The sequence below is a fragment of the Pseudoalteromonas sp. meg-B1 genome, from assembly GCF_003173795.1.
Taxonomy (GTDB): domain Bacteria; phylum Pseudomonadota; class Gammaproteobacteria; order Enterobacterales; family Alteromonadaceae; genus Pseudoalteromonas; species Pseudoalteromonas undina.
Window position 1 is genome coordinate 94,742 of sequence record NZ_QGQU01000006.1, and the last position, 17,961, is coordinate 112,702.

General features: G+C 40.2%; 14 protein-coding genes and 4 tRNA genes. 13 read left to right on the top strand and 5 right to left on the bottom strand.

Going from position 1 to position 17,961, the window contains the following annotated elements:
* Positions 1-6 precede the first annotated feature (6 nt).
* Both DK924_RS16965 and DK924_RS16970 read left to right on the top strand, forming a co-directional pair.
* Positions 7-1,785: a DUF885 family protein gene (locus tag DK924_RS16965; protein WP_109875742.1), complete on the top strand. Its 1,779-nt coding sequence runs from the start codon at positions 7-9 to the stop codon at positions 1,783-1,785.
* Positions 1,786-1,862: 77 nt separating this feature from the next.
* Positions 1,863-3,344: an FMN-binding glutamate synthase family protein gene (locus DK924_RS16970; protein ID WP_109875743.1), complete on the top strand. Its 1,482-nt coding sequence runs from the start codon at positions 1,863-1,865 to the stop codon at positions 3,342-3,344.
* Between the two features lie 218 nt (positions 3,345-3,562).
* Here the strand turns inward: DK924_RS16970 and DK924_RS16975 are convergent, their stop codons facing one another.
* On the bottom strand, positions 3,563-5,800 hold the full coding sequence (locus DK924_RS16975; RefSeq protein ID WP_109875744.1) for a winged helix-turn-helix domain-containing protein: 2,238 nt from the start codon (positions 5,798-5,800) through the stop codon (positions 3,563-3,565).
* Positions 5,801-5,938: 138 nt separating this feature from the next.
* Here DK924_RS16975 and DK924_RS16980 point away from each other — a divergent pair, with 138 nt between their 5' ends.
* Positions 5,939-6,712, top strand: a complete 774-nt coding sequence (locus tag DK924_RS16980) for an amidohydrolase (protein WP_109875745.1) — start codon at positions 5,939-5,941, stop codon at positions 6,710-6,712.
* Between the two features lie 58 nt (positions 6,713-6,770).
* Positions 6,771-8,195, top strand: a complete 1,425-nt coding sequence (locus tag DK924_RS16985; RefSeq protein ID WP_109875746.1) for a mannose-1-phosphate guanylyltransferase/mannose-6-phosphate isomerase — start codon at positions 6,771-6,773, stop codon at positions 8,193-8,195.
* Between the two features lie 66 nt (positions 8,196-8,261).
* On the opposite strand, the gene DK924_RS16990 is transcribed toward DK924_RS16985, so the two are convergent.
* The 3 genes from DK924_RS16990 to DK924_RS17000 form a co-directional block, all read right to left on the bottom strand.
* Complete coding sequence (locus DK924_RS16990) at positions 8,262-10,418, bottom strand: response regulator (RefSeq protein WP_041709752.1); 2,157 nt, start codon at positions 10,416-10,418, stop codon at positions 8,262-8,264.
* Positions 10,419-10,498: 80 nt separating this feature from the next.
* Entirely contained in the window at positions 10,499-11,155 is a 657-nt protein-coding gene (locus DK924_RS16995) for a response regulator transcription factor (protein WP_008108518.1), read from the bottom strand.
* Between the two features lie 211 nt (positions 11,156-11,366).
* Positions 11,367-11,738 (bottom strand): histidine triad nucleotide-binding protein, encoded by a 372-nt coding sequence (locus DK924_RS17000; protein ID WP_010392287.1) that lies wholly within the window; start codon positions 11,736-11,738, stop codon positions 11,367-11,369.
* 92 nt (positions 11,739-11,830) lie between these two features.
* Here DK924_RS17000 and DK924_RS17005 point away from each other — a divergent pair, with 92 nt between their 5' ends.
* Complete coding sequence (locus DK924_RS17005) at positions 11,831-12,433, top strand: DUF2057 domain-containing protein (protein WP_010392289.1); 603 nt, start codon at positions 11,831-11,833, stop codon at positions 12,431-12,433.
* Positions 12,434-12,483: 50 nt separating this feature from the next.
* On the opposite strand, the gene DK924_RS17010 is transcribed toward DK924_RS17005, so the two are convergent.
* The gene (locus tag DK924_RS17010) at positions 12,484-14,325 is read right to left on the bottom strand and encodes a M1 family metallopeptidase (RefSeq protein WP_109875747.1); all 1,842 of its coding nucleotides are present in this window, start codon (positions 14,323-14,325) and stop codon (positions 12,484-12,486) included.
* 144 nt (positions 14,326-14,469) lie between these two features.
* On the opposite strand from DK924_RS17010, the gene murB reads away from it, so the two are divergent.
* The 8 genes from murB to DK924_RS17050 form a co-directional block, all read left to right on the top strand.
* Positions 14,470-15,480, top strand: a complete 1,011-nt coding sequence (gene murB, locus DK924_RS17015) for a UDP-N-acetylmuramate dehydrogenase (protein WP_109875748.1) — start codon at positions 14,470-14,472, stop codon at positions 15,478-15,480.
* Complete coding sequence (gene birA, locus DK924_RS17020) at positions 15,477-16,469, top strand: bifunctional biotin--[acetyl-CoA-carboxylase] ligase/biotin operon repressor BirA (RefSeq protein WP_109875749.1); 993 nt, start codon at positions 15,477-15,479, stop codon at positions 16,467-16,469. The genes murB and birA overlap by 4 nt, the downstream gene beginning before the upstream one ends.
* Entirely contained in the window at positions 16,466-17,164 is a 699-nt protein-coding gene (locus DK924_RS17025; protein ID WP_010392297.1) for a type III pantothenate kinase, read from the top strand. Before birA ends, DK924_RS17025 begins: the two co-directional genes overlap by 4 nt.
* Positions 17,165-17,290: 126 nt before the next feature.
* Positions 17,291-17,366: transfer RNA gene (locus tag DK924_RS17030), tRNA-Thr, on the top strand.
* A gap of 41 nt (positions 17,367-17,407) precedes the next feature.
* Positions 17,408-17,492, top strand: a tRNA-Tyr gene (locus DK924_RS17035).
* Positions 17,493-17,538: 46 nt separating this feature from the next.
* A tRNA-Gly gene (locus DK924_RS17040) sits at positions 17,539-17,613 on the top strand.
* Positions 17,614-17,623: 10 nt separating this feature from the next.
* Positions 17,624-17,699, top strand: a tRNA-Thr gene (locus DK924_RS17045).
* 135 nt (positions 17,700-17,834) lie between these two features.
* A partial coding sequence (locus tag DK924_RS17050; protein WP_033023824.1) for a GTP-binding protein occupies positions 17,835-17,961 on the top strand: 127 nt, incomplete at its 3' end.

A 17,961-nucleotide genomic window follows, 5' to 3' on the forward strand; every position in this document is an offset into this window, starting at 1 on the left:
ATAACTATGAATTTATCTCTTTCAAAAAAAATGCGTCTTTCCTTATTAAGTGTCACCTTAATGTGTTCATTAAGCGCGTGTCAGCTAACTACAATTAACGCCAATCAGCAATTTACGCAAACGGCCGAAAATATCGTAAAACATCGCCAAAATGTAAGTCCGTACAGTAATCCTGAGGGTGTTGATGGCTATTTACTACCTAACTTATCGGCTGACTTTTTAGCCCAGCAGTATCAAAAAAACACGCAGTTATTGGCTGATTTAGATGCAATAGATATGAGCAAGCTGAGTGACGAAAACCAAATTAACTACAGTATTATTCGAGCGCAAGTGCAAAATACTATTGATGAATATGTATTTAACGCGCACTACATGCCTTTAACGTCAGAATATGGCTTTCATTCAAGCTTATCGTTTATTGTTAATAGCTCTGATTATAAAACCGCTCAAGATTATCAAAACTACTTAAAGCGATTACAACAAGTGCCGCGCTTTTTTGAGCAAAACATAGGCTGGATGCGTAAAGGATTAGAAGTTGGTTTAACTCAACCCAAAGCGGTATTAATTGGCTACCAAGACTCTATTACTGCCTACATTGTTGACGATGTAACACAGTCTGAATTTTATAAGCCGTTTCTAAACAATACCGCGGGTTTAAGTGATAGTGAATTTATAGCGTTACAACAACAGGCTAAAGCAATTATTAGCAGCCAAGTTATTAAAGCCTATAAAGATTACTTAACTTTTTTTAATACCGAATATTTACCAGGCGCGCGCAGTGATATTGGCATTTCGTCAACTCCTAATGGAGAAGCTTTTTATGCAAATCGTGCTAAGTATTACACCACGACACAAATGACCCCAAAAGAAATCCATGAGCTGGGTTTAGCTGAGGTGGCGCGTATTCGCAGTGAAATGGAAGCGGTCATCAAAGAGGTGGGTTTTAAGGGCACGTTTGCAGAATTTATCCACTTTTTACGTACTGATCCGCAGTTTTACGCCACAACGCCTGAACAATTATTAAAAGAGGCCGCGTACATTGCCAAAAAAATGGATGCACAGTTACCTAAATTATTTCATACCTTACCACGCAAACCCTATGGCGTAGCGCCGGTGCCTGCCAATATTGCACCTAAGTACACTACTGGGCGCTATTCAGGTTCGAGCCGTGATGATCAAGCCGGTTTTTATTGGGTGAACACGTACGCTTTAGATAAACGACCACTCTATGCTTTAGAAGCGTTAACGCTGCACGAAGCCGTACCGGGCCATCATTTACAAATATCACTCAATGCAGAGCTTGAAAGCTTACCTAGCTATCGCCGAGATGCCTATTTATCAGCATTTGGTGAAGGCTGGGGATTATATTCAGAGTACTTAGGGGTTGAGGCTGGCTTTTATCAAGACCCATATAGCAACTTTGGTCGTTTAACCTACGAAATGTGGCGTGCTGCACGTTTAGTGGTTGATACGGGGATGCATATGTATGGCTGGAGTCGAGAGCGTGCAATGAATTTTATGGCTGATAATACGGCACTTTCATTACATAATGTAAAAACGGAAACCGACCGTTATATTTCGTGGCCAGCACAAGCGCTGTCTTACAAAATTGGTGAGTTAACAATTAAGCGTCTGCGCGCAGAGGCTGAGCAAGCATTAGGTCAACAATTTGATATTCGTGAGTTTCATCATCAAATATTACGCCATGGCTCAGTGCCTTTGTCGGTGCTTGAGCAACAAATACGTTTGTATATACAAGTGGAGTTAGCAAAAACAGATAGCTAAAAGCGCATTATTTTGAAACTATAAAAGTGTGGTGTTATTTGATGGCATCACGCTTTTTTAGCATTTAAGGATAAGTAATGAGTCAGTTTATAATGTTCAGTATCGATGTGTTTGCCAGCCTATTTATTGTTGCATTGGGATTGCTGGTTGTATTAATTGCTATTTTTTATATTCGAGATGTTACGCAAACAAAGCATGCTATTAGGCGTAATTATCCCGTGATTGGACGTTTTCGTTATTTCTTTGAGCGCCAAGGTGAGTTTTTCAGACAGTATTTTTTTGCCCTCGATCGTGAAGAAATGCCCTTTAATCGTGCCGAGCGTAGTTGGGTCTACCGCGCGGCTAAAGATGTTGATCACACGGCCGCTTTTGGTTCAACTCAAAGTTTAGAGGCCACAGGCACAGTCATGTTTATGAACTGTGCGTTTCCTACCTTAGATGAAGAAGCCTTAGCGCCGAGCAACGTAACTCTTGGCCCTTACTGTAAATTTCCTTACACCACAAATTCGCTATTTAATATATCGGGCATGAGCTTTGGTGCGCTATCAAGCCCTGCTGTGCGTGCACTATCCAAGGGGGCAAAATTAGCAGGATGTTGGATGAACACGGGAGAAGGCGGCCTTAGCCCATATCACTTAGAAGGAGGTGCCGATATTGTATTTCAAATTGGCACCGCAAAATATGGTGTACGCGACGAGCAGGGAAATTTAAGTACAGAAAAGCTAAAAGCCGTTGCTGCACATCCAGCGGTTAAAATGTTTGAACTGAAAATGAGCCAAGGTGCTAAGCCCGGAAAAGGCGGCATGTTACCTGGGCGAAAAGTGAATGCTGAAATTGCCAAAATAAGAGGTATACCCGAAGGGCAGGATTCGATTAGTCCAAACGGGCACCCAGAAATAAAAAATCCAAACGATATTCTAGACATGCTTACCACCATCAGAACTGCAACGGGTAAACCGACAGGCTTTAAAGCGGTTATTGGAGAACATACTTGGTTAGAAAGTTTATTCGCCGAGATTAATCATCGTGGCATTGAGTCCGCACCCGACTTTATTACTATTGATAGTGCGGATGGCGGTACCGGCGCAGCACCACAATCTTTATTAGATTCTGTGGGGTTACCGCTTAAAGAAAGCCTTCCTTTAGTTATACAGCTATTAAAGAAACATGGTCTTAGAGAGCGAGTTAAAATTATTGTTTCGGGTAAATTAATTGTGCCATCCAAAGTCGCATGGGCATTAGCACTAGGAGCCGACTTTGTAGTTTCTGCGCGAGGGCATATGTTTGCACTAGGCTGCATTCAGGCTATGCAATGTAATAAAGATACTTGCCCAACAGGGATTACTACGCATAATGAACGTTTACAACGTGGTTTGAATGTTGAAGATAAAGCGCAGCGGGTCGCAAATTATAATAAATACATCCATTACGGGGCAGGGCTTATTGCACATTCTTGTGGCGTTACCAGTGCTCGCGAATTAAAACGTAAACATGTACGTATAGTGCAAGAGAGCGGCCTTTCTGAGCCATTAGACAAAATTTACGAAAATCATAAATAAGTCGTAATAGATATTTTAGTAAGCTATAGTTTCAATATAGTTGTGCTACTTGCAAAAAAAGGCTTATGAGGCTTCAGCCTATTAGGCTCATTTTAAATGCTCCTCGCTTTCTTTCGGGAGAGTTAAAGTTACCGCAGTAGCAAGTTCAAGGTATGAAGAGGTTGCTTGTGTTCTGCCATTATTTATATAGGCAATGGCAGAATGCTAAGCACTTTAAATTAGAGACTAAAAAAAGACACAGGCCGTTCGGTTGCATGCGTATTTTTTGTGACGTCAGTATAAAGCTCAATGTAGTTTTTATTTCGTGCTCTTAAAACTGAGAGATGAAGAGTGTTATCTTGAATGTTACTACCAAGTATAAAGCTCATTCCTTTATTCGAGAGGCTAAATACAGTTTCAACCTTTGTAAGCTTATCGAGAGGTGCTCTGTAAATATCAGTTTCGGTAGTAAAGTATAAAAATCCGCTATCGTAGTTGAGTTGCTGTAATGATTGTTTTATTTTTTGTAGCTCTTTCGATAGAGATAGCTTTTTAAATTGGTGGCTTACCACGTCATATTGGATGAGTTGCTGGGTTTTATTGTTTGCAATGAGTTCAGTGCTATTGATCCAGTCAAATGAAAATGGCGTTAAGATATCAACTTTATCCCATGTAGATTGTTGACGGTCGTAAATATTCAATGTGCTATTCATCTGCTTGTCTGTGCTTAATAGGGCGATGTATTGGCCGTTAATTTTTGCAGTTATTACACTTCCTCTAGCTGGCCATTGCTCGATGACAGAAAAGTCATTTGTGTTTAAAAGTGTTAGTAATAATTTTTCTTTATTGTATGTCAGTAATGCACTCTGGCTTAAATCAGCATCCATTACCTTATTATTTTTACCAATAATAGAGGTAATGTCTTTGTATTGACTATTATGTTTTAGCCAATGGCTAACCCCATGAAAGTTTTTTACTTGAAAGTAAGTTTTTTGCTTTTCTAATTTGAAGCCATTCGCTTCATTTTTAGCTGAATTAGCAATTTCTGCTTGAGTATTTTTATCTAAATCCAAAATTAATAAATCATGATCATGCAGATCTGTACTACTTAAAATACTATTTTTGCTTAGTGAAAAAGCGTAGTTAGATCTTGCTATGGGGGCATGTATAGCTGGCAACATCTGCATTTCATCTAAAGAATATGATTCTATCGAGCTTTTATGGCGGTTATACCATAGTAGTTCATTATTTTTTCTATCATAAGTTATAACCCATGTTCTATATGGCTGATCGAAGAGCTTCATAGGAGAGCTACCATCTAAGTTAGACATATATATTTCAGAGTGGGTAATTTGATGGCGCTCATATATAATTCGGTTTGGATTTGGTATGACGGCTAATAATAAATCTCCGGTACCATTAATATTGGGGTTGGTAATTCGAATTTCTTCTTTAGTATCTAAATCTAATGAATACAAGGCTGTTAAATGAGCAATATTACGATAATTATTACGTGAAAATATGGCTGTGTTGTCTATTTCAGTGTAATCATATATATATTTTAAATTTGAATCTAAAAGTGGGTTATCTAGATGTTGAAGTTTGGGCTGCGCACTCAATAAATCGCTTGCTTGAATTATCTCACATTCTGCCTTGGTAGAGTTTTTACATTGGGTATAAAATAGTCTTTCACTGTCATGAGACCAGCCATTAACCACAAGGTAGCCTGAGTCGATCAATAGCTCTTTTCCCGTTTCTAAATTAATTATGTAAAGTGTGGTTTTAGTATTCTTGTCCATACTATCAACTAAAAAAGCAAGCTTATCTTTATATGGGGACAGTTTGAGATTGTAATGCGTACCTTTGTGCCAAGATATTGTTTGTGCAGAGAGCTTTAGCTCTTTAGGCGTTGGCGCTGAATGTGTTTGCTGTTTTTTTTGTTTTTGATCGGTGGATGTCATTGTAACAGCCACGAATGCTCCAAGTAATAAAATAAAACTAAGTAAAGGTAGAATGAGCTTTCGCGAGCGCTCAATTGTGAAATAGGTATTATTAGAGGTAGTAGTGCTTTTTTGAACCGAGACTACGTTTTGAATAGTTTCAACAGATTCTGTAGAAGCTATTATTGGAGACGCTTCTGGCATTGTTATCGGAATGAATAAGCTGTAGCCAGTACGGTAATGGGTTTTAATGCTTTGGCCTGGCTGTTTTGCTGATTTGAGAGCTTTTCTTAACTCTGAAATAGCTCGATTTATCGCATTATCATCTACATAGCTTTGTAGCCAAATCTTTTCAGCGAGTTCTTGACGAGGAATTATCCGCCCATTATGCTCAATAAAATAGCATAATAATTTGAATAATAAAGGCTCTAACTCTCTGGTATTATCGCCGTCGCTAATAGTTTGAAGATCAATGTTAAGTTGCCACTCACCAATTACGACAATATTTCCTTTAGTGAGAAAACTAGCTAACCTCATGCCTAATCCTTTAATTATTTACACTTTTATCACCACGGAATGATAACAGATGTTGTTTGTTATTAGGGTATTTTTGTTTACTGTATGTAAACTATAATTAGTTGTTATCAATATATGCAATAAAGGTCTTCTATCACCATGTTAAATTTAACGTTAGTACTACTACAAAGTTCGCTACACTGGCTTGATAAAGATGCTAACTTAGCTATGTTTGAAAAACAGCTTGCTAATATCACCAATCAACCTGATTTAATTGTATTGCCCGAAACCTTTGCCACTGGATTTGCGGTTAACCTTGATTGTGGCGAACCTGAAAATGGCTCAGTACTGAATTGGCTTAAAACACAAGCTAAAAAACATAATGCAGTGATTGCTGGCTCAGTATTGGTAACCCAAGGAGACAAAAAGGCCAACCGGTTTTATTGGGTACAACCAAGTGGTGAGGTACGTTATTACGATAAGCGCCACTTATTTTGTTTGGGTAACGAGGGCGAATTTGTAGTAGCAGGACAAACCCGTGAAGTGTTTGAACTCAAAGGGTTTAAAATTTTACCGCAAGTTTGCTACGATTTACGTTTTCCGGTGTTTCAGCGCAATAACAATGACTACGACGTGATGATAAATATTGCCAACTGGCCAGCTGCAAGGCGTAATGTGTGGGATACCTTATTAATGGCGCGAGCAATGGAAAACCTATGCTACGTGATTGGCGTAAATCGGGTTGGCGAAGATGGTAATGGTATTGACCACAGCGGTGGAACCGCAGTGTATGACTTTAAAGGTGAGCCACTGATTAAAGCGCGTGACGACCAGCAAGCACTATTAACAATCACGTTAAATAAAGCGCCGCTCAATGAGTTTAGAGCTAAATTCCCGGCACATTTAGATGCAGATGCTTTTACATTGGTATAGATTAGCGCCTAGCCAATAAAGTGCTAAAATAGCCGCTGATATTTTTATTGGCGGCTTTATGAATACAACCCTTATTACACCGGTAGTTTTAGCAGGCGGCATTGGCACACGGCTTTGGCCGCTATCGCGCCAAGCAATGCCAAAGCAGTTTTTATCTTTGCTGGATGATAAAAATCAGCAGTCATTATTACAAAGCACATTATTACGGGTTGCAACTGAGGGTTTTAATCCCGCTATTTTGGTCTGTAATGAACAGCATCGATTTATTGCCGCAGAGCAGGCAGCATTTGCAAAACCCTATGCCATAGTACTTGAGCCAGAAGGCAAAAATACCGCACCAGCCATCGCCCTTGCCGCGCACCATGCTTTAAAAAATAATATTACGGGCCCTTTGTTGGTGATGCCTGCCGATCATCATATTGCAGACTTTACCGGATTAACGGCTCAGTTATCTGATGCGATTAAACTTGCTGAGCAGGGTAAATTGGTTACATTTTCAATCACACCAACAGAGCCACACACAGGTTATGGTTATATAAAACAGGGCGCAGCCATTAAAGACACCTGTTGCTTTGAAGTTGACCAGTTTAAAGAAAAACCTGATTTAGCAACGGCATTAACTTATTTAGCAGAGGGCGGTTATAGTTGGAACAGTGGTATGTTTTTATTTACTCCCGCTGCTTATCTGCAAGAGCTTGAGCGCTTTGCCCCAAAAATTGCTAAAAGTGTTGCCAGTGCTACTGATTTTAAACAAGACTTAGCGTTTACCAGAGCGAATGCCCATGCACTTGAATCTTGCCCAAGTGACTCAATTGACTACGCTATTTTAGAGCGCAGCAATAATGTAGTGGTAATGCCAGTGGCGTTAAAGTGGAGCGATGTGGGCAGTTTTTCTGCACTGGCTGCGCTTGCAGAAAAGGATTCGCAGGGCAATAGTCAAAATCAGCAACATATTGCACAAAACAGTATTAATAACTTAGTTATTAGTGAAGATGGACACACAATTGCTACTTTAGGTGTGAGCGATTTAGCGATTGTTCATACTCATGATGCTACCTTGGTTGCAAAGCAAGATTCGCTTGAAGGCTTGCCTTTAATACTTAAGCAATTGGCAATTACGCAAAATGACAAACTGGCGCATCATCAGGTGGTTTACCGCCCTTGGGGAAATTATCGTACGCTAGTAGAAAGTATTGGCTTTAAGGTTAAAAAAATTACCGTAAAAAGTGGGGCTAGGCTCTCAACTCAGCGTCATCAGCACCGTGCCGAGCATTGGGTGGTTGTCTCAGGTACTGCAGATATATGTATTGACCAGCAAAGCTTGACGCTGACTCACGACCAATCTTGTTATATTGGTGCAAAACAACTGCACAGCTTAGCGAATAATCAGCCCGAGCCGTTAATTGTTATTGAAGTACAAACGGGTGCCATATTGGATGAAAGCGATATTGAGCGATTTGACGATGTATACGGTAGAAAATAACAGTATAAATAGTAAATATGCTTGATCATTTGTTACTGTCGTGAAGCTTGGTAGCCCGTAGCCGTATTACCCTAGCCCTTGGCGTACATACTTTAAATACGCCTCTAAACTGTGTTGCCACAGTGTGCTGGCTTCATTTAACGAGTTATTTAATGGTTTTTTATCAAGTAAGCGTCGCTCAATTTTTTTAAGAGCCAGTCCATAGCTATTAAAGCCAAGTTGCATTGCGGTGCTGGCTTGGCGATGTAATAACTTAATGCATTGCTCGGGGTCTTGCTCTAATAAAGCTTGGCAACGGCTCAGTTTGTTACGCGCAGATAGGATAAACTCATTATAAATAGAAGATACTTCATCAATACTAAAAGAGCTTGTTAGGGTTTCTGTGGCAGTTTCATCGTATAACGTATCAATCAGCTCGACGGCAATGTTGGCTGTTTGTGTTGACTGTGAATCACTTAATGCTTGGCGTAGTTTTTCTTGCTTTAATGGCTTGCCAACAATGTCTTTAATACCCAGTGCTAAGTATTCTTTTATTTCATCAGGGCTCAAACTGGCGGTAAAGGCCAGCACCGGAGTTCGCTGATTTTTATGCTCCACTCGTTTGAGTGTTTTTAGCACTTGCTGCCCTGTTAAATCGGGTAAGTTCATATCAAGTAACACCACATCAAAGTGGTATTTTTTCATCAACTCAATCGCACTTTTGCCATCTTTAGCGAGCTTAATTTTATGCTCGTCGTCAGCCATAAATTCAACAGCTATTTTTTGGTTTAAATCTAAATCTTCAACAAGTAACACATCAAGTCCGGTTAAATAATCCTTACTTTGATGGCGCTGCTCTACAAGGCTAAGTTCACCTATGGCTAGCGTCATGTTAAAGCTAAATACGCTACCCACTCCCAGCTCACTGGTGATTTCTAGTTGGCTATTTATTTTATCGAGAAGGCGACTAGTTATAGCCAGACCAAGCCCCGTTCCGCCTTTTTCCTTACCGGCACTGCTTTGGATGTAGGGCTCAGTTAAATAATCAATTTCATCTTTTTCAATACCCGGGCCTGAATCGAGTACGCTTACTTTAAGGGTATGATCGAGCTGAGTTTCATTAATTAAATCTATTTGAACTTTTACTGTGCCGGTGTCGGTAAATTTAATCGCATTACCAACAAGATTAATAATGATTTGTCTGAGCTTTTGTTGGTCGCAGTAATAACAGGCTTTATCGGGGATGTTACAGGCAAGCTCAAATTTAAGCTGTTTTTGTTCGGCCAGAGGGCTTAACAGCAGGCATAAGTTTTGTAGCCAAGTTTTGAACTCTATGTCTTCTTCGTACAAGGCTTCGTCATGCTGATCTAAGCTTGCGTATTCCAGCACTTTATCTACTAGTAAGTTGAGTGACTCAGCTGAGTTGATAATGGCTTCGCAATAAGCTTTATTGCGGCTGTCGCTAGTTTGGTTTAACACCAGTTGTGCGCTGCCTAAAATGCCGTTTAATGGGGTGCGTATCTCATGGCTTATAGTGGATAAAAAGAGCCCGCGAATCTCTAAGTCTTTGTGTGCTTTTTCGGTAAGTTTATTAAGCCTTAATTCTCTGCGTTCATTACACAATAGCGCCATACCGGCTGCATAAAACATAGGGGCAATCACACTGTTCAAAAATAATAGTGAGTCAAACCATGGGTTTAATATTGCATCTTGTTGTGCAACGCGATCCATAAAAATAGTTCGAGTGATAAAGCTGGCTGCAACCAAAGTTAAAATAATAATGTAAACAATACTGGCATTAGGATAAGGTTTTCGCGCATATTTAAAAAAAACAAATAGTAAAAAAGCGGCTTCTACAATATGTTGAAAGTCAGAAATATAAACCCGTGAGCGCATAGATGGCTGAAAAAAAGTGAAGTAAACAAGCAATAAAGCGCTGGCAGCGGTAAATAGGCAAACAAATTTAAAACCACGACCACGATAATTTAAAAACTGACTCAGCGATAAGCAGTGCACAATGGATGCTAAAAACATCATGCTATTAGCAAAGGTAATGGCGAGCTTTTCAGGGATTTTACCTATGAGCGCAAAGCCCACAATGGCGGCTAATAGTAGTAAAGGGTAGGAAATATAAAGTAACGTGCCGGGGACATGCTTGTTGGTACGCCAAGTTAAAAAATTTAGTAACGTCATCACTGTCATAACAGCGATACTGGCAAAATAAAGCGTAAATGAGTCGAGCATTAAGACCCCAACAGCGATTTTTAAAGAAGATATAAAAACAGGCACCTAAAGTGCCTGTATTGAATTTATTAAAATAAGCCTTAACGAATCTCGTCAGGAATATTTTGTTGTGCCCAAGAGAGTAGTTCAATACGGTTACGACATTTAGTTTTTCTAAATGCACTGTATAAATGAGTTTTAACCGTGTGCGGACTAATGCTTAACTCTTCAGCAATTTCTTTATTTTTAGAACCATTACTCATTAACGAGATAATTGCTTTTTCACGTTTAGTGAGTTTGATTGGCTCAATATCACCATCGGTTAGCTTGTGTAGTGCGTCTTTATTAAATTGCAACATGCGGTTAAGCGCATTACACATAATATCACGACGATACCAAAGCTGATCTTCAAGTAGTAAACGAATCCCTTTCATGAGTACATCAGCATTATCGGTGGTGTAAAATACACCGCGAATACCACTGAGTAATGCACGATTAGCAAGCTCTGGGTTTTCATCTAAATTAAACAACACAATATCGCATTTGATACGCAAATTAACGAGTTGTTCTTTTAGCTTAGTCCACGCGTCTTTACTTGATGTTTCAATGAACAATAAGCGAGTACCTACCGGAACATCTAAAATATTTGTACCCGTAGTTACGTCAAGGCCCTGTGTTTTTAACAAAGGCTCTAAAACGTTAATACCAATAGTGTTAATTGGTTCTTCATCTAACAACAAAAAGGCTGAACTGCTCATGTTTTTTTACTCTTTTATAAAGCTGGCTAATTAATCTTACCACGATCCCTGCACACCTTTTGTATTAGGGAATAACAATTTCACTGGAGAAAAGGTGCGATTTCCAATTATTTAAACATAAAATGTTGCAAATAAGTAATTGTTTTTTTGGTATATAAGAAAAACGCCGTATTTTTAATGTATTTTTTAAGATACAGGATTTAATGGGTGACTAAAGGGCAACTTTTTTAGTGTTTTGATACGGAGGCCAGCCCATTTCTTTTCCCGCCAGCATATGCAAATGAATATGGTAAACGGTTTGTCCACCGTGTTCATTGCAGTTCATCACCACGCGGTAGCCGTCATCGCTAAAATTAAGTTGTTTGGCAAGCTTAGCCGCTACCACATATAGATGACCAACAAGATGTGAGTTTTCCTCAGTGACATCATTAATCGTGGCAATGGCTTGTTTAGGAATAATCAACGCATGAAAGGGTGCTTGAGGGTTAATATCTTTAAATGCAAGTGCTAGGTCGTCTTCGTAAATAATGTCAGCAGGAATTTCACGATTAATAATTTTAGTAAAAATAGTCTCTTGACTCATAATGATGACTCTAATTTGTTCGATTAATATGTATGTCACTAATGACAAATTTTGCCAGCAGTGTCAAACTGAAATCAACTAAAGGAGTAATTATGCGTAAATCAATATTATTAGGCAGTGTAGCGGCGCTCTTGGTGAGTGCATCTAGTTTGGCAGAAAACATTCACTTTCCCGAGGAGTTTGTTCCTTTACAAGTGGGTGAACGAGTCATTGAAAGTTCGATTTTTAGTCGTGTTGATGATGTTGAATTAGCACCGGGTACTTATCAGTTAAAGCTTAAATACACAGATTTATATGATTTAGGTTATGACGATCACGAAGTGATTGAGTCAGAGCCTTTTTGGGTCAATGTAACTGTTGAAGCAGGTAAAGATTACACCTTAGTATTTAATCGTGCTGAAAATGCGGTGGCAGCGAAAGTATTTGCTGAGGCACCGCAAGTAAGCTTAAAAGCAAAAGGCAGTACCTTAGCTGAGCCATTAAATGTGATAGCTGAACGACAACTACAAAGTTCACAGTTTAATCAGCAGGCCTCAGAAACCCCTGCCGGTCCACAAAAACCAAGCCGCCCAATTAAACCGATTGCGCCAATTAATGGTAAGGGCATGCCAAGCGCTGCCAATATGCTCGACTTTTGGTGGCAACAAGCAACGCTCGCTGAAAGGCAGGCTTTTTTAGATAAAGTAACAAAATAATTAAGCATTAAAAAAGGGCCAAGTTGGCCCTTTTTAATTTATTGATAACGCTATTTAAATAATGCGTCAATGGTACCTTGTGCCAGTGGGTGATAACCCGGACGTGCTTTTAAGTATACGCTTTGTGCCCAATCTTTTTTACCATTGGTTATAAGCGCTTTATAAAGCGGCACGATAAGCTTACGACGACCAATACCCGATAAATGCTTATCAAGCGCAGGGTAAATCGGTTGGTAACCATTACCTACTGCTAGCATGTACCATGCAAACGCACGTTCTGCGTTGGTTGATTGGGTTAAGTTAAACTCGCCGTCTAATTCAGTCATTTTTTCAATGCTTAAATCGCGCGGTAAGTTGTTTAAAAAGTGTAGCCACTCATGCACAGTCCAATTTGCAGTGGGTAATTGTGCGGCAGTTGTATCCCCTTTTAACCAGCTCGCTGTTACAGTATCGACTTTATCGAACGCGTCAGAGGTTGGGTTAGGTGCATCACTTGGTAAACCGGGCTGAAAAATCCACTCGTTTACTTTATCCATGCTCACTACGCCTGGATACTTTTCAATTAAGTTAGCTTTGATGTAAGAAACAAATTTCGCAGTGGTTAGTGATTTAAATGCAAACTCATTAAAATAGGTCTTAACAAAGTCATCAAACTTATCACGGCCGTATTTTTCTTCTAGGTAAATTAAAAATAGCTGACCTTTTGTGTAAGGCACTGAGCTAAACGCATCATCCGGATCGCGGCCATTTAGTTTTAAATTAAGGCGTGTATCTGGGGCATCAATGGTTTTAAGTTGCGCACGCAGGCCAGCTGCATCAAGTGCTTGTTCCATAACAGCACGGTCACGCCCAAATACCTCTTCCATAATGCGGTTTTCAACGTAAGAGGTAAAACCTTCGTTTAACCATAAATCTTCCCATGTAGCGTTCGTCACTAAGTTGCCAGACCAAGAATGTGCAAGTTCATGCGCAATCAGATTAACTAAGCTTTTATCGCCGGCAACAACCGTAGGCGTAATAAATGATAAGCGTGGGTTTTCCATACCACCAAACGGAAAGCTAGGTGGTAGCATAAGTAAATCATAACGACCCCATGCATAGTCGCCGTACATGGCATTGGTTTTGTCGATCATCGCTTGGGTGTCATTAAATTCAGCAACCGAGGCGTCTAAAATAGTTGGCTCTGCAAAAATACCAGTTTGCTTAGACATGGCCTTAAATTCTAAGTTACCTGCACCAATTGCAATTAAGTAAGGTGAAATTGCTTGTGGCATAGTGAAGTGGTAATCACCATCTTTATAAAGAGCATCTTTATTATCTGCACTCATTACCGCACGAATATCCTCAGGGGTATGAATGCGCGCATTATAAGTTACGCGCATTGCAGGGGTGTCTTGCACTGGAATCCAACTACGTGCATGAATCGCTTGCGATTGGCTATACATAAACGGGTGAGTTTTACTGGCAGTTTGCTCTGGCGTTAGCCACTGTAAGCCAGACGCTTCTGGGCGGCTGTTATAGTAAATACGAACTTTTTGTGCTTGATTTTTAAAGGTAATAGTTAATTTTGAGCCTTTAACATCATCGCGGTTAGCAAGGTTAAAACTAGCTTTATGCCAATTGCCATTTGCCGTTTGATACATCACTTTATCAATATCAAGATCACGGGTATCAAGTACTAGCTTTTTACTGTTGGCATTTTGCCACTGTAGCGTATGCTCAACAAAACCTTCCAATTGCTTATCAGCAAAGTCGATGTCTAAATCAAGGTTTAAATGCGTGGTGATAACATCATCAAGGTTGGCGTAGGAATTTTGATCAATAGCGCTGGCCATTGCTTGCGAGCACATACCTGCCATAGCGAGGCTTAAAAAAAGAGGTGTGATTTTCATAATTACCTTGAGTACAAATAAAAAAAGTGCAGGTTTTATATCATGATTGCTGCAGTGGGTTGAACAATTTTTACAAGCTGATGCGCAATTTGCGACGATGAGTTAAACTAGAGCGATTAATTACTGCTACCTTTAGAGGGCTTTGTGCCGCACTCATTACAACCCCTACATACATTTGCATTAAGTAGCCAATGCCAAAATTTTGTCGAGATTACCGACTCAGCGCAGCTTAAAAGTCAGTGCTTTAAAGTCCCTTTTTGTTTGTTGGGTGAGGGCAGTAATACTATTTTTTTAAATGACTATGCAGGCACGGTCATTAAAATGGCAACCCAAGGCATTACTATAACTGAGCGCTCGCATGACTTTTTAGTTAGTGTAGCTGCCGGTGAAAATTGGCATCAATTAGTGACTTACTTGCTGGAGCAAGGTATCGCGGGGTTTGAAAACTTAGCCCTCATCCCTGGTACAGTCGGCGCTGCACCAGTACAAAATATTGGTGCCTATGGCGTAGAAATAGCTCAGTTTATTGAAGCTGTTGACTATTTTGATATTGATAGCGGTAGCTTTAAATCTTTAACTAATCAGCAATGTCACTTTGCTTATCGTGAATCGGTATTTAAACACGCGCTAAAAAATAAAGCAGTGATCACCCAAGTGCACTTTAAGTTGTCCAAAATATGGCAGCCAGTACTCAGTTATGGGCCGCTACAACAACTAAAAAACCCGACGCCACAACAAGTATGCGCACAAGTGATACAAACGCGTAACAGCAAACTTCCAAATCCCTATAAGCTGGCTAATGCGGGCAGTTTTTTTAAGAACCCTATTATCACCAATAGTGAATTAGCGCAGTTAATTACGACGTATCCTGAGGTACCTCATTACCCGCATGGTGCCGGTCACCATAAAGTGGCTGCAGGGTGGTTAATAGAGCAAGCGGGATTAAAGGGATATAAAATTGCAGGTATAGAAGTGCATCAACAACAAGCGCTGGTACTAGTTAATCATGGTAATAGTACAGGGGATGATTTAATTAATATGATTGCTCACATTCAGGATATTGTTTTAACACGTTACAACATAAGTTTAGAACACGAAGTGCGGTTAATTGATCAAGACAATGAATGCCATATCTCTTTGGAGCAATCAGTATGAAGGCACCAGATGGAAACAAGCTGGCTATTTTAAATGCACTGAATAAAGGTGGGTTTGTCTCTGGGCAAGCACTAGGTGATGAATTAGGAATAAGTCGCGCGGCGGTAAGTAAGCATATTCAAAGCTTACAGGCTATGGGCTTAGATGTATTTAAAGTTACGGGTAAAGGCTATTGCTTAAATAACCAAGTAGGTTTACTTAATCAGCAAAGTATACAGCAGCACTATACTGAGTTAGGCGCTAATATCGCGAATATTGAAGTGCAACCACTGATTGATTCAACCAACAGCGAGTTAATGCGCCGTATTCAAGCTAAAGCAGCGCTCGAATCGGGCACCGTGATTGTAGCCGAAATGCAGCAAGCAGGGCGGGGGCGTCGAGGCCGAGTATGGCAATCACCCTTTGGTGCAAACTTATACTACAGTTATTTTTGGCGCTTAGATGATGGTTTACAAGCCGCGATGGGCGTATCAATTGCTGTTGGTTTAGCGGTGTATGATGCGATAAAAGCACTTTATGGTATTGAAGTAGAACTTAAATGGCCAAACGACATTTATATAAACAAACAAAAACTCGCAGGTGTCTTGGTAGAATTAGATGGGCAGCCACAAGGGCCATGTCAGTTGGTAATAGGGATTGGTATTAATTTAAATATGCCACAAAGTGCCAGTCAGTACATTGACCAAGCGTGGACCGATTTAAGTCAGCACACCCAGCAGCTAGATAAAAATCAACTAGTAGCTTCATTAACTTATTGTTTAGAGCAACGCTTAGCGCAATATCGTGAGAATGGCTTACAAACTATGTATCAACAATGGAATGCATTAAATGCATTTGCTGGTCAGCAGGTAGAGCTTAATACCGGGCATCGTAGCTGGTGTGGCATTTGTGAAGGTATAGATGCGCACGGTGGTGTACGTATTCGCCAAGACGGTGAAGTGAAAAGTTATTATGGCGGTGAGATTTCATTAAGAAAGGCGCAAGCATGAGATTACTCATTGATGTAGGTAATACCTCGCTCAAAGCTGTATTGTGGCAAGATGGGCAAATACAGCCATGCGATACTAATAATATTCCATGGCTGCAAATTACGGTTGTTGTTTACGCTTGTGTGGGTCGTAGTGAATTACTCAAGCAGCTATTAGAAAAAGCCCAAGCACAAAATATCGATTGCTTTGAGGCTACGGTTAGTCATGAGCTCGGTACGTTGCATTGCGCGTATCAACAAGTGGGTAATTTGGGTATAGATAGATGGTTGGCGCTCATTAGTGGTTATACGCTTTACCCTAATACGGCCGCAATTGTTGTTGATGCTGGCACGGCAACGACTATAGACGTCCTTAATAATGATGGACAGCACTTAGGTGGTTGGATATTACCAGGGCTTGATTTAATGACTGCCTCACTCACTCAAAATACTCAGCGCGTATTTGATGATGAAAACACGCCATTTGCTAATGAGCTTGGCAAAAACACTCCTAACGGATTAAAAAATGGTGCTTTAGTGGCAACTATTGGCGCAATTGAACAAGCAAAGCTGCATTTAAATACAAAAAATAGCCTTTTAATTTTTGCTGGTGGTTATGGTCAGCTATTACAAGGGTATTTTTCAGACAGTATTTTCGACCCAATGCTAGTGATGAAAGGCTTAAATTACTGGTATGAGTTAGCTAAAAAGAGTTAAAAACAACAAAAAAACCGCTTTTTGCGCGAATAGTGAGCGTTTGAAGCATAAAATCACATTTTTTTTAATTTTTTGGTTGCATCCCAATAAACCTTACTCTAGAATCTCGCCCCGTACTAAAGCAGTGCCGACTTAGCTCAGCTGGTAGAGCAACTGACTTGTAATCAGTAGGTCAACCGTTCGACTCGGTTAGTCGGCACCACTTTCCTTTTACCGGAAGTGCTTAGTATAAAGAATTATCGTGGAGGGGTTCCCGAGCGGCCAAAGGGATCAGACTGTAAATCTGACGGCTCAGCCTTCGCTGGTTCGAATCCAGCTCCCTCCACCACTTTATTCTAGACGGTTAGAGGTAGTTTAAGAACAGGTTCCTTAAAGCGGGCATCGTATAATGGCTATTACCTCAGCCTTCCAAGCTGATGATGCGGGTTCGATTCCCGCTGCCCGCTCCAATTTGATGATGCTGATATAGCTCAGTTGGTAGAGCGCACCCTTGGTAAGGGTGAGGTCGGCAGTTCAAATCTGCCTATCAGCACCAGTCAATCGAATCTCCTTAAACACTTCCTTTATCTGTCAGAAAAAACTATTTGAAATTTGAAAAAATTAACTTAATCTACCTATGGTGGATTATTTTCATATGTAATCTAGATACACAAAACTGATAGGTTCCGTCATGGCAAAAGAAAAGTTTGAACGCGTAAAACCGCACGTAAACGTTGGTACAATCGGCCACGTTGACCACGGTAAAACTACACTAACTGCAGCAATCACTAACGTACTTGCAAAAGTATACGGCGGTG